This window comes from Bradyrhizobium sp. F1.13.3, from assembly GCF_040548265.1.
Taxonomy (GTDB): domain Bacteria; phylum Pseudomonadota; class Alphaproteobacteria; order Rhizobiales; family Xanthobacteraceae; genus Bradyrhizobium.
The window spans coordinates 92,401-109,000 of record NZ_JBEPRI010000006.1 but is presented as its reverse complement, the minus strand read 5'-3'; the positions used below and the strand labels follow the sequence as shown (position 1 = coordinate 109,000).

The following is a 16,600-nucleotide window of genomic DNA, read 5'->3' as shown; positions in this document are numbered from 1 at the left end:
GCCATTTGTGTATGCGGAGAGATACCCCTCATCAGGCGCTTCGCGCCACCTTCTCCCGCAAGGGGAGAAGGGAACGGCAGCTCGCTCGGCGTCGCTCTCTACGAAAAATCACTCCAGCTCAGATGCCGCGAGTCGAGGTCGCCGACCGTCACGGTGCCGCGGATTTCGCGAGGGGCGTGGAAGCTGCTGCGCAGATACACGAGCGGCGCCGCGCCGTCGGAATGCGATGCGCCGCGCACCTCGCCGATGAAGATCGAATGCGTCGTCGTCTCGAATTCCTGGGCCAGCACGCAATCGAACGCCGCGACCGCATCGCTCAGCACCGGCGCGCCGGTCACCCCGCGCGTCCACTCCCCGAACGCAAAACGGTCGTCGCCATTGACGCCCTTCTGGCCGCTGAAGGTCAGCGCCAGCGCCGCGTGGTCCTCGTGCAGGAAGTTGATCGCGAACGCGCCTTCTTCGCGGATACGCGCGTGCGCGCTGGCGTTGCGGTTGACGCAGACGATCAGGGATGGCGGTGAGTCCGACAGTGAGCAGGCCGAGGTCACCGTCAACCCCGTGCGCTTGCCGTGCTCGGCCCCCACAGTGACCAGCGCGACGGCGCCGGCACACTGGCGCATCGCCTGCTTGAAATCCTTTGCGTCCACGCTCACGCGATGGTCTCCAGAAAGAACGGGTGCGGCACGATCGCGCCGCACCCGCGTCGGGTCAAGCCGCCTTCTTCGCGGAGCCGAGATGCTTCAGGCGCGGCATCACCTCGTTCCTGAGCAGCGACAGCGAGTGATGCCAGGCTTCAGCCTTGTGCTTGTAGTCGAAGCCGAACACCAGCAGCACGCCGAAGCCGCCGACCTCCTCGTAGATCTTCTCGATCTTCTCGGCGACGGTCGCGGGCGAGCCGACGATCCAGTTCCGCTTGGCGCAATATTCGACGGTGACGTCGCTATCGGGCACGTCGGGCGCGTGCTTCAAATAGTCCTTGAAGCCGAAATGGCCGAGCAGCGGCAGGAAGTACTCGCCCATCATCCGGCCCATCATGTCGCCGGTCGAGAGCCTCCACGCTTCCTCGTCGGTATCGGCGACGAACACCTCGCGCACCAGCCGCCAATCCGCGCGGTCCGGCTTGCGCCCGGTCTTGGCGGCACCTGCTACGACCGAATCCCAGTGACTGCCGACATAGGCCGGGTTCAGGTTGAGGCTCATCGGGATGAAGCCGCGCTCGCCGGCGAGCTTCAGCGTGTCCGAGTTCTTCGAGAGACCGGCGACGCCGATTGGCGGATGCGGCGTTTGCAACGGCTTGATGTGGGGCTTGAGGAAGTCGAACATCGTGTCCGGCTTGGTCACCGTCCAGAACTTGCCCTTGTAGGTCCAGGGCGCGGGATCGCTCCACATCTTCAGAATGATCTCCAGCGCCTCGCGCGTCATGTCGCGGTTCTGTCCGCTCATCCCATCGACGTTGAACATGGCCCAGTCGCTCGGCAGGCCGCTGGCCGCGACGCCGAAATTGAGCCGCCCTCCGGAGAGATGATCGAGCATCGCGACGCGATTGGCGAGCTCGGCGGGGTGGTGATAGGGCAGCAGGAAGCCGCCCGGCCCGATGCGGATGTTCTTGGTCTGCATCAGGGCCTGTGCGATCAGCAGATCCGGCGTGGGATTGGGTTCCCAGGGCGCGGTATGGTGCTCGCCGACCCAGGCCTCCTGATAGCCGAGCTCGTCGAGCCAGCGCATGACTTGCAGGTCCCAGTCGTTCCCTTCCTTCAGGCCGCACTCCGGCGGGTGCGAAGGCATCGTGAAATAACCGATCTCCATGGGTTTCCTCATCTGATGTTGACGCGTCTTGTTGCGCGGTTCACGGACGTGAGCGGGAACACTTTAGCAAGCGGTGTGCCACCTCTTCGAGAGCGGTGTGCCTGCGCGAGCGGCGCCTCAGACCTGGCGAGAAATGGCTGGTTTGCGGCAGCAATAGCCGATATCCCGGGGCAGATTTGCGGGGCGTTGTCTCATTGTCGCGAGACGGCGTCTTGCCGGTGAGACGAGGACGAGAACCGAGATGACCGAACCCGCTTACGTCGCGGTGGACTGGGGCACCAGCAGCTTCCGGCTCTGGTTGATCGATCGTACCGGCGTGGTGCTGGCCGAACGGCGCAGCGATGAGGGCATGCTGGCGGCGGCAAAGACCGGCTTCGCGGCCGTGCTGCAATCGCATCTTGCCGCCGTCGAAGCACCAGCTCATCTGCCGGTTCTGGTCTGCGGCATGGCCGGCGCCAAGACGGGCTGGGTCGAAGCCGGATATGTCGATACACCGGCGCCGCTCGCGGCCGTTCTGAAGCAGGCTGCGCGGGTGCCGGGCGAGACGCGCGATATACGCATCCTGCCGGGTATTGCGCAGCGCGATGCAAAAGCGCCCGACGTGATGCGCGGCGAGGAGACGCAATTGCTCGGCGCCCTCGGGCTCGATGCCGCCGGCGAAGCGCTGGTCTGCATGCCCGGCACGCATTCGAAATGGGTGCGCCTGAAGGACGGCACGGTTGCGCATTTCTCCACCTTCATGACCGGCGAGCTCTTCAGCGCCGTGTCGCGCGAGACGATTTTGTCGCTTGCGGTCGCAGGCGCCGAGGACGCCGAGGATGTCGCGAGTTTCCAGGCGGCGGTGAAAGCCGCGTATGAAGCGCCGGCCTTCGCCGCCAATTTTCTGTTCGGCGCGCGGTCGCGGCAGCTTTTGTTCGGGGGCACACCGGCCGCGGCGCGCGAAACGCTGTCGGGAACGTTGATCGGCGTCGAGCTGGCGGCAGGGCTGTCCGGCGCGATGCCGAAAGCAGGAATCACGCTGATTGCCTCGGGGCGGCTCGCAATGCTGTACCGGCTGGCTTTCGACACACTGTCGGTCACTGTGAACCCGGTCGATGCCGATGAAGCCGTCCGCCGCGGTCTGTCGATGGCGGCTGCCGCGATCTGGACGAAATGAGAGGACTGTTGAGATGAGCGTTCCCTTTCCGGCGATGAAGCGGCCACTGGTCGCGATCCTGCGCGGCGTGAAGCCCGAGGAGACGCAGGCCATCGTCGGCGTGCTGATCGAAGCCGGCATGACCGCAATCGAGATCCCGCTGAACTCGCCGGACCCGTTCCGCTCCATCGCGACAGCCGTGAAACAGGCGCCGGCGGACGTGCTGATCGGCGCCGGCACGGTGCTGACCACCGCAGATGTCGATCGTCTCAACGATGTCGGCGGCAAGCTGATGGTGTCGCCGAATGTCGATACACAGGTGCTCACGCGTGCGCATCAATACGCCATGGTGACGTTGCCGGGCGTGTTTTCGCCGACCGAGGCGCTGCTTGCCGCGCGCTCCGGCGCATCGGGCCTGAAATTCTTTCCGGCAAGCGTGCTCGGTGCGTCCGGCATTGCCGCGATCCGTGCCGTGCTGCCTGCCGGCGTGATGATTGCCGCCGTCGGCGGCGTCTCCGACCAGAACTTTGCGGAGTACATCAAGGGCGGCGTCACCGTGTTCGGGCTCGGCTCCAGCCTCTACAAGCCTGGCATGACGGCAACGGACGTTGCCGCTCGCGCAAAATTGACGATCGCGGCCTACGATCGGGCGATTGCGAAAGACTGAGCCCGCAATAAACAAGCCGTGATGCGGTCACACCCGCGCGTTATCCTATCTTGCTGGACCAGCGAGATCAGGAGACCGACATGGCGATCAACAACGTGGCCGATCTGTTCGTGGCAACGCTCGAACAGGCCGGTGTCAAGCGCATCTACGGCATCGTCGGCGACAGCCTGAATGCATTGACCGAAGCGCTGCGACGGCGCGGCACGATCGAGTGGATCCATGTCCGGCACGAGGAGGTTGCGGCCTTCGCCGCTGCCGGGGAAGCGGAGATGACGGGCAGCCTTGCGGTGTGCGCGGGCTCGTGTGGTCCGGGCAATCTGCATCTGATCAACGGCCTGTTTGACGCACACCGCAGCCGCGTGCCCGTGCTGGCGATCGCGGCGCAAATCCCGACCGCCGAGATCGGCAGCGGCTATTTCCAGGAGACGCATCCGCAAAACCTGTTCCGCGAGTGCAGCCATTATTGCGAGCTGGTCTCGGATCCGAGTCAGCTGCCTTACGTGCTGGAAAACGCCATCCGTGCGGCGGTGGGCATGCGCGGTGTTGCGGTCGTCGCCATGCCGGGCGACGTCGCGTTCCGCTCGCCACCCAAGCGTGCGCTGTCGACGGCGCGTGGCCTTGCGCTGTCCGCGCCGAAAATCGTGCCGCAAGCCGATGAACTGAAGGCGCTTGCGGACCTCCTCAACGGCGCCGAGCGCATTACCCTGTTCTGCGGTCGCGGCTGCGCCGGCGCGCATGCGCCGCTGATGCAGCTTGCGGAAACCTTGAAGAGCCCGATCGTGCATGCGCTGGGCGGCAAGGAGCATGTCGAATACGACAATCCGTACGACGTCGGCATGACCGGCTTCATCGGCTTCTCCTCCGGCTATGCCGCCATGCACGCCTGCGACGCGCTGGTGATGCTCGGCACGGATTTTCCCTACAAGCAGTTCTTCCCGACCGATGCGAAGATCGCGCAGGTCGACATCCGTCCGGAAAATCTCGGGCGCCGCTGCAAGATCGATCTCGGCCTCGTCGGCGACGTCAAGCTCACCCTTGAGGCGCTGCTGCCGCTTCTGAAATCCAAGACGCAGCGCAGGCACCTCGACGATGCGATCGCGCACTATAAGAAGGCGCGCGAGGGCCTGGACTCACTCGCAAAGGGCACGCCGGGCACCAAACCAATCCATCCGCAATACCTGGCCAAGGTCATCAGCGACCACGCCTCAGAGGATGCCGTGTTCACCGCCGACGTCGGCACACCCACGGTGTGGGCCGCGCGCTATCTCGACATGAACGGTCGCCGCCGGCTGATCGGCTCGTTCGTGCACGGCTCGATGGCCAACGCCATGCCGCAGGCGATCGGCGCGCAGGCCGCGCGGCCCGGCCGGCAGGTGATCTCGCTTTCGGGCGACGGCGGCTTCACCATGCTGATGGGCGATCTGATCACGCTGACGCAGATGAAGCTGCCGGTGAAGGTGGTCATCTTCAACAACGGCGTGCTCGGCTTCGTCGCACTGGAAATGAAGGCGGCCGGCTTCGTCGACACCAATGTCGATCTGGAGAATCCGGATTTCGCGGCGATGGCGCGCGCGATGGGCATCTTCGCAAGGCGCGTCGAGGATCCCGGCGAGCTCCCGGGAGCGATGAAGGACATGCTGGCCCACGACGGGCCGGCGCTGCTCGACGTGGTCACGGCGAAGCAGGAGCTGTCGATGCCGCCGACCATCACGCCCGAACAGATCAAGGGATTCAGCCTCTGGGTCTTGCGCGCCGTGATGAACGGCCGCGGCGACGAGGTCGTCGATCTCGCCAAGACCAATCTGCTGCCGCGCTAACCCCGCTTGACCGACGGCACCGGCAGCCGCTCATGGCGGCGCTGGAAGCGTTGCCAGTGCAGGACGATCCCGATCAGCAGCGCCGGCACGAAGCCGAGCGCGATCAGGAAATGCGGCAGCTGCGCCGGCGAGATGAACGCAATGCCGATGTCGGAGATCAGCCAGAGTGCTGCGAACATCACGGCGAAATCGGTGCGCGGGCAGCGCAGATAGTAGAACACGGCGGTGATGACGACGGCGGGTCCGATGGCGATGCCGATCATCACCGTCGTCAGCTCCTTCGGCGTCAGCGCGTCGAGCACCATCGCTGCCAGCAGCCAGAGCGCGGCGAACATGGCGATGATGTCGAGCGGATGCCTCAACCCAATACCTCTCGTGAGAGACGCGCTATCGTTGGGGCCCAGGCCTTGGCCGTCAAGGGAAAATGCGCCTATTCCTCGTCGTTTCCGGGCGTCGGCCGCAGCATGAAATGGCCAAAGGCCGTGGCGATCGGCTTGTTCGCATCGTCCTGCCAGGCCCGCGCCTCGAAGGCGACGATGCGCCGGCCCTGTTTCACAATCGAGACGTTGGCGATGGTGTCGAGCGCGCGGCCCGAGCGCAGATAGTTGACGGTCAATCCGATCGGCTTGGGCAGTGCGGCGGCGCCGAGCTCGCGCGCCACTCCGAAGATCGCGGTGGTCTCGAGGAAGGCGCCGGTCATGCCGCCATGAATCGCGGGCAGGATCGGGTTGCCGATGATCTTTGGCGAGAACGGCATCGTCAGTGTGTCGTCGTCATTGACGCGAATGCCGAGGCAGCGCGCGAACGGGCTGTTGGCGAACGGGCCTTCCGGATCGTCCGGCGCCTCCAGCGATGGAATGCCGGGCGAATCCGTCCTGCGGTCCGCAAGCATGTTGGTGCGGTTGGCGCCGATCATGAAGCAGGCGGTCGCGGTCGCGACCGGATCGTCCTCGGACTCCTGATAGGCGGTGGAGCGCACGAAGGCGATCGAACGCGTGGTGCGGTAGCAGACCGAATGCGCTTTGATGTCGAGGCCCGGCGTCGCCGGCTTCTGATAGTCGATGCGCAGATCGAGTGTCGCGATCGCGCTTGTACCGTCGAGCGCGAGTTGCACCGCCATGCCGCAGCTCTCGTCCAGCATCGCGGTGACGACGCCGCCATGCAGGACGCCGGTCTCGGTGTCGCCGACGAAGACGGGCCGGTAGGGCAGGCTGGACCAGGCCTCGCGCGGTGCGACGCGGTCGAGCTGAAGCCCGCTGATCTGGCCGTAATCGGAGCGCCGGCCCCTGATCGCTTCGGCGAGGTCCTCGAACGAAAGTGTGGTCGGTGAGCTGGACATGACGACTTTCTAGACCAGTGGCGGGCGCGGCGCAAAACCCCGGATGCGTGTCCCGCGGCAGGCGTGCCGGGGGCGGTTTGGCCTCGACAGGGCGGGCCGAAGCAACGATGGTGGGCGCCTCGTTCGTTCGACTAGCCGCAAGGAGTGCCCATGGCCGATCCCGAAATGCCCGCCACCAGCCAGGGGCCCGTCATCATTTCGACCTCGAGCTCGGAGCGGGCGCCAATCATCTATTTCGACGGCGCATCCTGCTTCGGACACCACAACGGCGCCATTCAGATCGAACTCGCCGCGAACCTCCTGATGCCGGTCGGCGCCGCCGTCAGGGTTGACGTCGTTCAGACCGCGCATCTGCGCTGCAGCGTGGCCGCCGCGCTGGCGCTGCGCGAAGCGCTCGAAAAGGCGCTGGCGATGTACCAGCAGGGCCAGCAGCAGCCCCGGCCGGAGGAGATCCCGACGGTGAAGAACTGAGGCCGTTAGCGGATCGCAGTTAATGCGATCAACGCGCTCAGCTCACATGCACCTTCGGCTTCCTGCCGTCGTTCCACTTGCCGTCGAGCGCGCGCTCGATCTGGGCGGCGAGTTGCAGCAGGAGGCCGTCATTGACCTGTTTCGCAATCGCCTGGATGCCGAGCGGCAGGCCGTGGTCCTGCGTCGCCATCGGCATCGAGATCGCCGGCATGCCGCAGAGATTGGCGAGCGGCGTGAAGGCGAAGAAGCGCCAGAGATTGCCGAACCAGTCGAGCACGTCGGGGTTGTCGGAGATGGTGAGATATTCCCTGGTGCCGACCTTCGGCGTCGGCAGCGCAGTGATCGGGGTCAGGATCACGTCCCACTGCTCGAAGAAGGCGCCGAAGGCGCGCGAGGTCGTGTTGAACACGCCTTGCATCTTCGCCCGCTCGGCGAAGCTCGTATGCCGGCCGGCTTCCCAGATCCTTATATTCATCGGCTCGATGAGATCTTCCGGCGGCCGTTCCAGTCCGCGTGCGGCGAGCATGTTGGAGATCACCACCGCAAAATTCGAGATGTAGCAGGTGGTCTGGGCCTCGAACGCGGCGCGGAAGTCGAGCTCGGGCAGGGCGTAATCGACGTGATGGCCGAGGCCTTCGAGGAAACGGCCGGCCTTCGCCAGCTCGGCCGCGATCTCGGGCGTCGCCGTGTAGTCGCCCCAGGTGTGCGACAGTGCGATGCGAAGTTTTGACGGATCGCGCTTGATCATCTCGGAATAAGGCTGCGCCGTGGTCCAGAACGGCATGAACTCGCCGGGCGCCGCTCCCCTTGCATGATCGACGAAGGCGGCGGTGTCGCGCACCGAGCGCGACTGGCAGCCCTGGATCGAGACGAGGCCGGTGAGATCGGACATGTGCGGTGCGAGCGAGAACACGCCGCGCGAGACCTTCAGCCCGATATTGCCGTTAACGCCGGCGGGGATGCGGATCGAGCCGCCGCCGTCGGTCGCATGTGCGATCGGCACCACGCCGGCGGCGACCATTGCGGCGCTGCCGGCCGACGAGCCGCAGGTGGTGTAGTCGGTATCCCAGGGATTGCGCGTGACATAGACGGCCGGATTGTCGGCCGAACTGCAGACGCCGAATTCCGGCGTCGTGGTGCGTCCGATCAGGTTCAGTCCGGCCTGGCGAAATTTGCCGGTCAGGAACGTGTCGGCGCTGGCGCGATTGCCGCGCATCAACAGCGAGCCCATCTCCTGGAGCCGGCCCTTCATGGTCGGGCCGAGGTCCTTCATCAGGAAGGGCAGGCCGGCGAACGGGCCGGCGAGATTGGCGCCGTCCTTGGCCGGATCGGCGATCACGTCATCGAACAGCTCGACCACGCCCGACAGTGCCGGATTGACCTTGGCGACGCCCGCGGCGGCCTGGCGCGCCAATTCCTTCGCCGTGAGCTCGCCCTTGCGGACGCGCGCGGCCAGCCCCACGCCATCGTGTTGCGTCCATTCGTTCCAGCTCATCGGAAAAGTCATGCGGTCCAAACCTCTTCGTGCGGCGCCACCTTAGTTTCGCACGGGAACATTTTAATCAACTGAGGCGGCGCGAAGGGCAGGGTTGCGCCGGATGGAGAGGTAATCCCGCATTGCATGCGCACGCATCAATTCGAGAGTTTTGCGATCACCGCGACCGGCCCGCCGCCGGCGGGGCCCTGGTGCTCGGCGCCGCCGGAGACGTAGACCGCGCCGGTGCCGGCGAGGCCGGCGATCAAGCCGCCAACGGCAGCCCGGGCGTGGCGCGTCGAGCTGATATCGGTATCTTCCAGCATCGTGTGGCGGAAGCCGCGCACGCTGCCATCAGGCGAGGCCTCGGCCTTTGCGAAGACGTTGACGAGCTCACGGCCGGTCGTCGTCTGCGGCGCGGCACGGAGCCCAACGCTCTCCAGCGCCGCGAGCACGGCGGCAGCGTCGATGGCATCGCTCATCACGGCATGCCCGATCTCGAAGTCGCTCGTCGAAGACATCGAATTGCCGAGCACGATGACGACGTTGTGCATCAGCTCGATTCCGGACGAGGTCGAGGCGACGTTCGAGAACAGATCATAGCGTCGCAGCACGTCCTCGTCGCGAATGTCGGTTGCGATCTCGCCGAGCGCGACCGCAACGCCGAGCGCGGAGGCGCCGCGGGAATAGGCCATCGAACTGTAGGCGCTGGTCGTCACCGTCTTGTGGCCGCGCGCATTCGCTGCCGCAACGCGATCACTGGTGAGCAGCGGGCACTTGATCTGCACGAAGTGGACGTCGGCGGGATCGGCGATGTCGGCATCAGCCGTCGCGGCCTTCACGGCCGCGGCTGTCTCCATGATCTGAGCGGAACGGCCGAGCTCTTCCGGGAGAAAATCCCGCGTTTGCGCCATGCCGATGCTCAGGCGCTTGCCGGAGATGCCTGCCGGGCGCTGCAGAACGTCCTGGCGCGTGAACACGGTGATGTGCGGGCTGAGCACGCCCTCGGTGCCGCCGGACATCACGAAGGCGATGCGCTGCTCGACCTCCTGCGGCGACAGGCCGAGCCGTGGCGCTAGCGCCGTGCTCAGCGCGGCAACGGCGTATTCCCGAGTAAAGTCGTTGACGCCGCCATTGCCTTCGGTCTTGCCGAGGACCGCCAGAATGGATGTCGGATCGATCGCGCCGGAGGCGATCATGCTCATCAATCCGGAGACGTCGCCGGGGCCGTTGGTGGCGACCTTGAAGACGCCGACCGATGTCGTCCGCATGATAGTCCTCACATGGGGTTCAGGAGTCCGGCGGACAAAACAGCCGCTGAACCGGGGCGCCTGTCAAGGTGTCGAGGCAATTCCCATCGTCGTCCTGGCGAACGCCAGGACCCATTACCCCCAGGGGGAGTTTGGCGAAGGCTCGTCGTTCGGCACGCCTACCGCCCACAATCGATGTATCACGCGGTATGGGTCCTGGCTTTCGCCAGGACGACAGCAGGATGTGCGTCGTCTTCCCACGCTCCCACGATTGTGGCGAGATCGCATCGGCCCGACAAAAAATCCCCTGTCGACGGTCGTCCGCCGCACCTTGATGAATCAGCCCCGAATGGTCCATAAGCGGCGTCCCGCAGCCGGTGGTTCGCCTCCGCGATGCGTGCTTGGTTAGAGAGGTTCTCGCGTGGCAAATATCAACCAGAAAATTGCGCAGGAGCTTGGGGTTCGGGCGGAGCAGGTCGAGGCGACAGTGGCGCTGCTCGACGGCGGCGCCACGGTTCCCTTCATCGCCCGCTACCGCAAGGAAGCGACCGGTGCGCTCGACGACGCGCAATTGCGCACGCTCGAGGAGCGCCTGGGTTACCTGCGCGAGCTCGAAGACCGCCGCAAGGCCATCCTCGAATCGGTCCGCGATCAGGGCAAGCTCGATGCCGCGCTGGAAGCCTCCATTCTCGCCGCCGACAGCAAGGCACGCCTCGAAGACATCTATCTGCCGTTCAAGCCGAAGCGCCGCACCAAGGCCGAGATCGCCAAGGAAGCCGGCCTCGAGCCGCTCGCCAATCAGCTCATGGCCGAGCCCACCAACGATCCGAAGGTCGTTGCCGAAGCCTTCGTCAATGCCGAGAAGGGCGTTGCCGATGCCGCTGCAGCACTCGACGGTGCCCGCGCCATCCTGGTCGAGCGTTTCGACGAAGACGCCGACCTGATCGGTGCGCTTCGCGAGGAGGTGTGGACCAATGCGCGCATGACATCCAAGGTGCGCGACGGCAAGAAAACCGAGGGCGAAAAGTTTGCCGATTATTTCGAGTTCTCCGAGCCGCTGACGAAGCTGCCCTCGCACCGCATCCTCGCGATGTTCCGCGGCGAGAAGGAAGAGATCCTCGATCTTCAGATCCAGGCCGAGACCGAAGCATCGCCGCCGGGCGTGCCGAGTGTCTATGAGCTGAAGATCATGAAGCGGTTCGGTATCGCCGACCTCAAGCGCGCCGGCGACCGCTGGATGATCGACACCGTGCGCTGGGCCTGGCGCACCAAGATCCAGGTGCATCTCAACATCGACCTGCGCATGCGGCTGTGGAATGCGGCCGAGACCGAGGCCGTGCGCGTGTTTGCCTCGAACCTGCGCGACTTGCTGCTCGCGGCGCCAGCCGGCACCCGTGTCACCATGGGTCTCGATCCCGGCTTCCGCACCGGCGTCAAGGTTGCCGTCACCGACGCGACCGGCAAGGTGGTGGATACCGCCGTGATCTATCCGCACGAGCCGCAGCGGCAGTGGAACGAGGCGCTGGCGATCCTCGGCAAGCTCGCGCTGAAACATCGCGTCGAGCTGATCGCGATCGGCAACGGCACCGCCTCGCGCGAGACCGACAAGCTCGCGGCCGATCTCGTCAAGGGTCTGCCCGACTTGAAGATGACCAAGATCGTGGTGTCGGAAGCCGGCGCTTCGGTCTATTCGGCCTCGGCTTTCGCCTCGGAGGAGTTGCCGGGCCTCGACGTCACCCTGCGCGGCGCAGTGTCGATCGCGCGGCGGCTCCAGGATCCGCTGGCCGAGCTGGTCAAGATCGAACCCAAGGCGATCGGCGTCGGCCAGTACCAGCACGACCTCGGCCAGGCCAAGCTTGCCAAATCGCTCGACGCCGTGGTCGAAGACTGCGTGAATGCCGTCGGCGTCGACGTCAACACCGCGTCCGCTCCGCTGCTCGCGCGCGTGTCGGGTGTCGGCTCCGGCCTGGCCTCGAGCATCGTGGCACACCGCGACGCCAACGGTCCGTTCAAGTCGCGCAAGGCGCTGAAGGAGGTGCCGCGGCTCGGCCCCAAGGCGTTCGAGCAGTGCGCCGGCTTCCTGCGCATCCTCGGCGGCGAGGACCCGCTCGACGCCTCCGGCGTGCATCCGGAAGCCTATCCGGTGGTGCGCCGGATCCTCAGCGCGACCAAGAGCGACATCAAGGCGCTGATCGGCAGCAGCGACATCGTTCGCACGCTGAAGCCGAAAGACTTTGTGGACGAGACGTTTGGTCTGCCGACCGTCACCGACATCCTGCGCGAGCTCGAGAAGCCCGGCCGCGACCCGCGCCCGGCGTTCAAGGCCGCAGTGTTCATGGACGGCGTCGAGGAGATCAAGCACCTCAAGAAGGGCATGATCCTCGAGGGCACCGTGACCAACGTCGCCGCGTTCGGCGCCTTCGTCGATATCGGCGTGCACCAGGACGGCCTCGTGCACATCTCGGCGATGTCCAAGACCTACATCAAGGATCCGCGCGAGGTGGTGAAACCCGGCGACATCGTCAAGGTGAAGGTGCTGGACTTCGAGGTCGCGCGCAAGCGCATCTCGCTGACGCTCCGGCTCGACGACGAGGTCGGCGCCAAGAAGGACGCGCCCGGCATGCAGCGGGACAACAGCCCACGCAACCCCTCCCGCATGACCTCGTCGGCCCCGCGCCAGCAGGAGTCTTCCGGCGGCGGCGCGCTCGCCGAAGCGCTGCGCCGCGCGGCCGAGAAGAACGGCGGCAAGCGGGCGTAGGTACTTAAGCCCTCCCCGCTCTTCTGCGGGGAGAGGTCGGATCGTCTCCGTACGTTGAGCTGCTCAACCAGCGGAGAGTTCTCTCCACGTCGTCATTGCGAGCGCAGCGAAGCAATCCAGACTGCCTCCGCCCGGACAGTCTGGATTGCTTCGTCGCAAGGGCTCCTCGCAATGACGAGGAGAGAGCGCGGGTCCGTCTCCCTGACTTCCGCGTCAGAATCTGGCGCGTTTGTAAGTTGAAGGTGCCTGTCACTTCCTCTCATCTGATCCTTCTCGCGCGGCCGACGTGTCGCCCGCGCAGCACGGAGGATGCTTCGATGGACAACCGGCTTCTCAAAGGCCTCACCGCGGCGACGATCGCAGCGGTGATGGCGCTCGCTTCACCGGTGCTTGCCAGAGGTGGCGGCGGTGGCGGTCATGGCGGATTCGGCGGCGGCGGGCATTTCGGCGGTGGTGGGCATTTCGGCGGCGGCATGCACGCCGGTGGCTTCGGCGGGATGCATGTCGGCGGAATGGGCGGCGCGCGCTTTGCCCATGTTGGCGGACCAGGCTTCGGCGGGGCGCGTTTCGCGCACGGCGCGATCAGACCACGCTTTGCCGGTGCCGGCTGGCACGGCCATCACGCCTTCTTGCACCACCATCACTTCCGTCGTTTCGCCGTCTTCGGCGCGCCCTATTACTATGCCGGCTACAATGACGGCTGCTGGCGCAGGAGCTTGACGCCCTATGGGTGGCAATGGGTCAATGTGTGCGGAGACAGTTGGTACTAGCATCGCCGTACCGCACCATTGTCGCGATCGTCATCGGGCGGTTCCGCTCAGCCCCGGAACGGGATAGTCTGGTGACGATCGTCGCGCGGAGTTTGTCATGACCGGAGCTCACCGCCGCATTCTGGTCGTCGAGGACGATGCGGAAACCGCAGGCCAGCTCGTCGAAGAGCTGACGATTTCCGGCTACGACGTCGATCTCGCCGCCACCGGGCGCGAAGCCCTCAGCCACGGCGCCGCGCGCGACTATGCCGTGATCACCATCGACCGCATGCTGCCCGACATCGACGGCATCACCGTGATGCGCCAGTTGCGCGACGACGGCATCGCCGCGCCATTCCTGATCATCTCGGCGCTGGGCGAAGTCGACGACCGCGTGCGCGGCTTGCGCGCCGGCGGCGATGATTATCTCGTCAAGCCGTTCTCCTTCACCGAATTGCTGGCGCGGCTGGAGGCACTCGGCCGGCGCAGCGACACCGTTGCCAAGGAGACGATCCTGCGGGTCGGCGATCTCGCCATCGACCTGATTGCACGCAGCGCCAGCCGCCGCGCCAGGAAGATTCCGCTATTGCCGCGGGAATTCCAGCTGCTCGAATATCTGGTCCGCAACGAGGGCCGCGTCGTTTCGCGTGCGATGCTGCTCCAGCACGTCTGGGATTTGCACTTCGATCCGTCCACGAACATCATCGACGTCTATGTCGGGCGCGTCCGTCGCAAGGTCGATGATGCCCAGGCCTATCCGCTGATCCACACCATCCGCGGCATCGGATATTGTCTCCGTGCTCCTGGCTAAAACGCTCCGCTCCTCGACCTTCCGCCTTGCGCTGATCGCGATCGGAACGTTCGGGCTGATCGTCGCGGCGATCATGACCTATGTCTATTTCGGCACGATCGCCTATGTGCAGAGCCGGGTCGGCGACGCCGGCGATCACAGCGGCTTCACCGCGATGATCGAGCTCGCAATGGCTGTGGTAGCCGTGCTGATGCTGGTGCTCGCCGGGCTCGCCGCGGTGCTGGTGACGCGCCGCACGGTCGGGCGAATCGAGGAGATCAACGCCACCAGCCGCGCCATCATGATGTCCGGCCTCGACCAGCGCATTCCCTTGCGCGGCAGTCACGACGAGTGGGACCGCGTCGCCGAAAACCTCAACCAGATGCTCGATCGCATCGAGACTTTGATGGGCGAGGTCAAGCAGGTCAGCGACAACGTCGCTCATGATTTGCGTACGCCGCTGACGCGCATGCGCGGCCGGCTGGAAAAGGCCTATCACGCCCCTCGCAATGGCGAAACCGACGCAGCGCTGATCGGCGACACCATCGCGGATCTCGACGCCGTGCTCGGCATGTTTGCCTCCATCACCCGCATCTCGGAGATCGAGACCCGCGCCCGCCGCAGCGCGTTTCGCACCCTCAATCTCGCCGAGATCGCCGGCGAGGTCGTCGAGCTCTACGATGCCGCCGCCGAACAGGTCGCGACGCGGCTCAGCCTGGGCGGCGACCGCGAGGTGGCGATTATTGGCGATCGCGACCTCCTGTTCGACGCCATCGCCAATCTCGTCGACAACGCGATCAAGCACGGCTGCCAAGGCGGGCAGGTGACCGTCACCTGCCGCAGTGCCAACGAGGCGGCAGTGATCGCGATCGCCGACGATGGTCCGGGCATTCCGGCGGATCAGCGCGATCACGTGTTCAAGCGCTTCTACCGGCTCGAGCAGAGCCGCTACACCCCGGGTAACGGTCTTGGCCTGAGTCTGGTCGCGGCAGTTGCCGGCCTCCATGGCGCCGAGATTGCCCTGCACGACAACGCGCCGGGCCTGACGGTCCAGCTCAGCTTCCCGCCGCACCCGTCTTAGAGTTCGATCACGCCGCGGCGGGCCGCATGTGCCACCGCATCGGTGCGGCCGGTGGCATCGAGCTTGTCGAGCAGCGAGCCGACGTGGAATTTCACGGTATGCACGGAAATGTTGAGCTGACGCGCGATCATCTTGTTGGAGCCACCTTCCGCCATCAGTGCCAGCACGTCGAGCTCGCGCTGCGTCAGCGCGATATCGTCGGGCATGATGCGCGGATCGCGAGTGACAATCGTCGCGGCGGCCTTCTCGCCGGGGTTGGCGAGGCGAAGTCCGGCGATATTGCCGAGCAGAGCCGCGAGGCGATCGGCGAGGGCGGGATCGTCGATCTCCAGGGACAGCACGATCTCGGGCGCGATGTCCTCGCTCACGCCTCGGGCCTCTCGCCGACCGTGACCTTGAAGCTGACCGGTTCGCCGCCGCGGTGCGCGGTCACGTCGACGACCGCGCCCACGCTCGCCGGACCGAGCGTCCGCGACAGCGCACGTACGCCGGACAGCTTCTGGTCGTTGACCGCGACGATGACGTCGCCCTGGCGGATGCCGGCCGCGGCCGAAGGTCCGGCCTTGTCGACATTCATCACCATCGCGCCGACGCCGTCGTCGAGCCGCACCGGCTGCAGTCCGAGACCGAGATATCCGCGTGCGATGTGGCCGCGGGCCTCTAATTGTGCCGCGACCCGTTCGATCGTCGCCGTCGGGATCACCAGCACACGCCTCGGGCCGAGCACAGCCATGCCGAAGGAGTCGCCCGATGCATCGAGCGCGAGGCCGCCCTGCTGGCTGGAGCGCAAGCGGACGTCGAGCTCGATCCGCGCGTCGATGTCGCCGCCGCGCAAGGAGCGCCAGCTCTTGCCTGAGGCCGATACCATCCCGAGCGTGGCGCTCGGCGCATCGCGGTTGGTGGCGACGACGACCGACAACGCGCCCAGGGGCGGCACAATTGTGGACAGCTTGACTGGGGTCATCGCAGTATCGGCGCGCAACAGTGCGATATCCGTCGTATGGTCGCGACCCGCGATCGTGGCAGCCGCGGTGCTGCCGTCGGGGAGGCCGATCTCGACGTCGCCCTCGTCGGCCAAGGCCTCGTCGGCGGTGACGATCAGGCCGGGTTTCCAGACGAAGCCAGTGGCGCGGGAGCGATGCGAATGCACGGCGACGACGGACGGCGCAGTGCGCGCCACCACATCTGCGAGTGCGGACGACAGCGAGGTCAGGGGAGTTGAGTCGGTCATAGCAGGCTCCTGTAAGCTGTCCTCAATCTGGG

Annotated in this window: 16 protein-coding genes; 8 read left to right on the top strand and 8 right to left on the bottom strand. The window is 65.8% G+C overall.

Annotated features, from left to right (window positions below):
• Positions 1–98: 98 nt before the first annotated feature.
• Together ABIB66_RS17935 and ABIB66_RS17930 are read right to left on the bottom strand one after the other, a co-directional pair.
• Positions 99–653: a flavin reductase family protein gene (locus ABIB66_RS17935; protein WP_354061750.1), complete on the bottom strand. Its 555-nt coding sequence runs from the start codon at positions 651–653 to the stop codon at positions 99–101.
• A gap of 55 nt (positions 654–708) precedes the next feature.
• Positions 709–1,806 carry an LLM class flavin-dependent oxidoreductase gene (locus tag ABIB66_RS17930; protein ID WP_275173603.1) on the bottom strand — a complete coding sequence of 366 codons (1,098 nt, stop codon included), beginning with the start codon at positions 1,804–1,806 and terminating at the stop codon, positions 709–711.
• Positions 1,807–2,047: 241 nt separating this feature from the next.
• Here ABIB66_RS17930 and ABIB66_RS17925 point away from each other — a divergent pair, with 241 nt between their 5' ends.
• The 3 genes from ABIB66_RS17925 to poxB all read left to right on the top strand — a co-directional run bounded on the left by ABIB66_RS17925 (position 2,048) and on the right by poxB (position 5,425).
• Positions 2,048–2,962, top strand: coding sequence for a 2-dehydro-3-deoxygalactonokinase (locus tag ABIB66_RS17925; protein ID WP_354061752.1), 915 nt, complete (start codon positions 2,048–2,050; stop codon positions 2,960–2,962).
• A gap of 13 nt (positions 2,963–2,975) precedes the next feature.
• Positions 2,976–3,608: a 2-dehydro-3-deoxy-6-phosphogalactonate aldolase gene (locus ABIB66_RS17920; protein ID WP_354061754.1), complete on the top strand. Its 633-nt coding sequence runs from the start codon at positions 2,976–2,978 to the stop codon at positions 3,606–3,608.
• Positions 3,609–3,688: 80 nt separating this feature from the next.
• Positions 3,689–5,425: a ubiquinone-dependent pyruvate dehydrogenase gene (poxB, locus tag ABIB66_RS17915; RefSeq protein ID WP_354208057.1), complete on the top strand. Its 1,737-nt coding sequence runs from the start codon at positions 3,689–3,691 to the stop codon at positions 5,423–5,425.
• Here the strand turns inward: poxB and ABIB66_RS17910 are convergent.
• Both ABIB66_RS17910 and ABIB66_RS17905 read right to left on the bottom strand, forming a co-directional pair.
• The gene (locus tag ABIB66_RS17910; RefSeq protein ID WP_354208055.1) at positions 5,422–5,787 is read right to left on the bottom strand and encodes a hypothetical protein; all 366 of its coding nucleotides are present in this window, start codon (positions 5,785–5,787) and stop codon (positions 5,422–5,424) included. The genes poxB and ABIB66_RS17910 overlap by 4 nt on opposite strands.
• A gap of 68 nt (positions 5,788–5,855) precedes the next feature.
• Complete coding sequence (locus ABIB66_RS17905) at positions 5,856–6,764, bottom strand: PaaI family thioesterase (protein WP_354208053.1); 909 nt, start codon at positions 6,762–6,764, stop codon at positions 5,856–5,858.
• Positions 6,765–6,914: 150 nt separating this feature from the next.
• Between ABIB66_RS17905 and ABIB66_RS17900 the strand changes: the two genes are divergently transcribed.
• A complete protein-coding gene (locus tag ABIB66_RS17900; RefSeq protein WP_354208051.1) occupies positions 6,915–7,235 on the top strand; it encodes a hypothetical protein in 321 nt (106 codons plus the stop codon).
• 37 nt (positions 7,236–7,272) lie between these two features.
• Here ABIB66_RS17900 and ABIB66_RS17895 read toward each other — a convergent pair whose 3' ends face one another.
• Together ABIB66_RS17895 and atzD are read right to left on the bottom strand one after the other, a co-directional pair.
• Positions 7,273–8,742, bottom strand: a complete 1,470-nt coding sequence (locus ABIB66_RS17895; RefSeq protein ID WP_354255096.1) for an amidase — start codon at positions 8,740–8,742, stop codon at positions 7,273–7,275.
• Between the two features lie 125 nt (positions 8,743–8,867).
• Positions 8,868–9,980, bottom strand: coding sequence for a cyanuric acid amidohydrolase (gene atzD, locus ABIB66_RS17890; RefSeq protein WP_354208047.1), 1,113 nt, complete (start codon positions 9,978–9,980; stop codon positions 8,868–8,870).
• Between the two features lie 400 nt (positions 9,981–10,380).
• Here atzD and ABIB66_RS17885 point away from each other — a divergent pair, with 400 nt between their 5' ends.
• From ABIB66_RS17885 to ABIB66_RS17870, 4 genes are all read left to right on the top strand, one after another.
• On the top strand, positions 10,381–12,717 hold the full coding sequence (locus tag ABIB66_RS17885; protein ID WP_354208045.1) for a Tex family protein: 2,337 nt from the start codon (positions 10,381–10,383) through the stop codon (positions 12,715–12,717).
• Positions 12,718–13,034: 317 nt separating this feature from the next.
• Complete coding sequence (locus ABIB66_RS17880; RefSeq protein ID WP_354255095.1) at positions 13,035–13,487, top strand: hypothetical protein; 453 nt, start codon at positions 13,035–13,037, stop codon at positions 13,485–13,487.
• Positions 13,488–13,584: 97 nt separating this feature from the next.
• The gene (locus ABIB66_RS17875; protein WP_354208041.1) at positions 13,585–14,277 is read left to right on the top strand and encodes a response regulator transcription factor; all 693 of its coding nucleotides are present in this window, start codon (positions 13,585–13,587) and stop codon (positions 14,275–14,277) included.
• Complete coding sequence (locus ABIB66_RS17870) at positions 14,264–15,337, top strand: sensor histidine kinase (protein WP_354208039.1); 1,074 nt, start codon at positions 14,264–14,266, stop codon at positions 15,335–15,337. The genes ABIB66_RS17875 and ABIB66_RS17870 overlap by 14 nt, the downstream gene beginning before the upstream one ends.
• Here the strand turns inward: ABIB66_RS17870 and ABIB66_RS17865 are convergent.
• Together ABIB66_RS17865 and ABIB66_RS17860 are read right to left on the bottom strand one after the other, a co-directional pair.
• The gene (locus ABIB66_RS17865) at positions 15,334–15,705 is read right to left on the bottom strand and encodes a response regulator transcription factor (protein WP_275173615.1); all 372 of its coding nucleotides are present in this window, start codon (positions 15,703–15,705) and stop codon (positions 15,334–15,336) included. The two genes, ABIB66_RS17870 and ABIB66_RS17865, sit on opposite strands and share 4 nt — an antisense overlap.
• Positions 15,702–16,568 (bottom strand): S1C family serine protease, encoded by an 867-nt coding sequence (locus tag ABIB66_RS17860; RefSeq protein WP_275173616.1) that lies wholly within the window; start codon positions 16,566–16,568, stop codon positions 15,702–15,704. The genes ABIB66_RS17865 and ABIB66_RS17860 overlap by 4 nt, the downstream gene beginning before the upstream one ends.
• Between the last annotated feature and the right edge of the window lie 32 nt (positions 16,569–16,600).

Excerpts from the sequence above, each read along its gene's own strand:
- ABIB66_RS17860 (WP_275173616.1), bottom strand. The coding sequence starts at position 16,568 with ATGACCGACTCAACTCCCCTGACCTCGCTGTCGTCCGCACTCGCAGAT.
- ABIB66_RS17925 (WP_354061752.1), top strand. The coding sequence starts at position 2,048 with ATGACCGAACCCGCTTACGTCGCGGTGGACTGGGGCACCAGCAGCTTC.
- ABIB66_RS17895 (WP_354255096.1), bottom strand. The coding sequence starts at position 8,742 with ATGACTTTTCCGATGAGCTGGAACGAATGGACGCAACACGATGGCGTG.
- atzD (WP_354208047.1), bottom strand. The coding sequence starts at position 9,980 with ATGCGGACGACATCGGTCGGCGTCTTCAAGGTCGCCACCAACGGCCCC.
- ABIB66_RS17920 (WP_354061754.1), top strand. The coding sequence starts at position 2,976 with ATGAGCGTTCCCTTTCCGGCGATGAAGCGGCCACTGGTCGCGATCCTG.
- ABIB66_RS17900 (WP_354208051.1), top strand. The coding sequence starts at position 6,915 with ATGGCCGATCCCGAAATGCCCGCCACCAGCCAGGGGCCCGTCATCATT.
- ABIB66_RS17875 (WP_354208041.1), top strand. The coding sequence starts at position 13,585 with ATGACCGGAGCTCACCGCCGCATTCTGGTCGTCGAGGACGATGCGGAA.
- ABIB66_RS17930 (WP_275173603.1), bottom strand. The coding sequence starts at position 1,806 with ATGGAGATCGGTTATTTCACGATGCCTTCGCACCCGCCGGAGTGCGGC.
- ABIB66_RS17905 (WP_354208053.1), bottom strand. The coding sequence starts at position 6,764 with ATGTCCAGCTCACCGACCACACTTTCGTTCGAGGACCTCGCCGAAGCG.
- ABIB66_RS17880 (WP_354255095.1), top strand. The coding sequence starts at position 13,035 with ATGGACAACCGGCTTCTCAAAGGCCTCACCGCGGCGACGATCGCAGCG.
- poxB (WP_354208057.1), top strand. The coding sequence starts at position 3,689 with ATGGCGATCAACAACGTGGCCGATCTGTTCGTGGCAACGCTCGAACAG.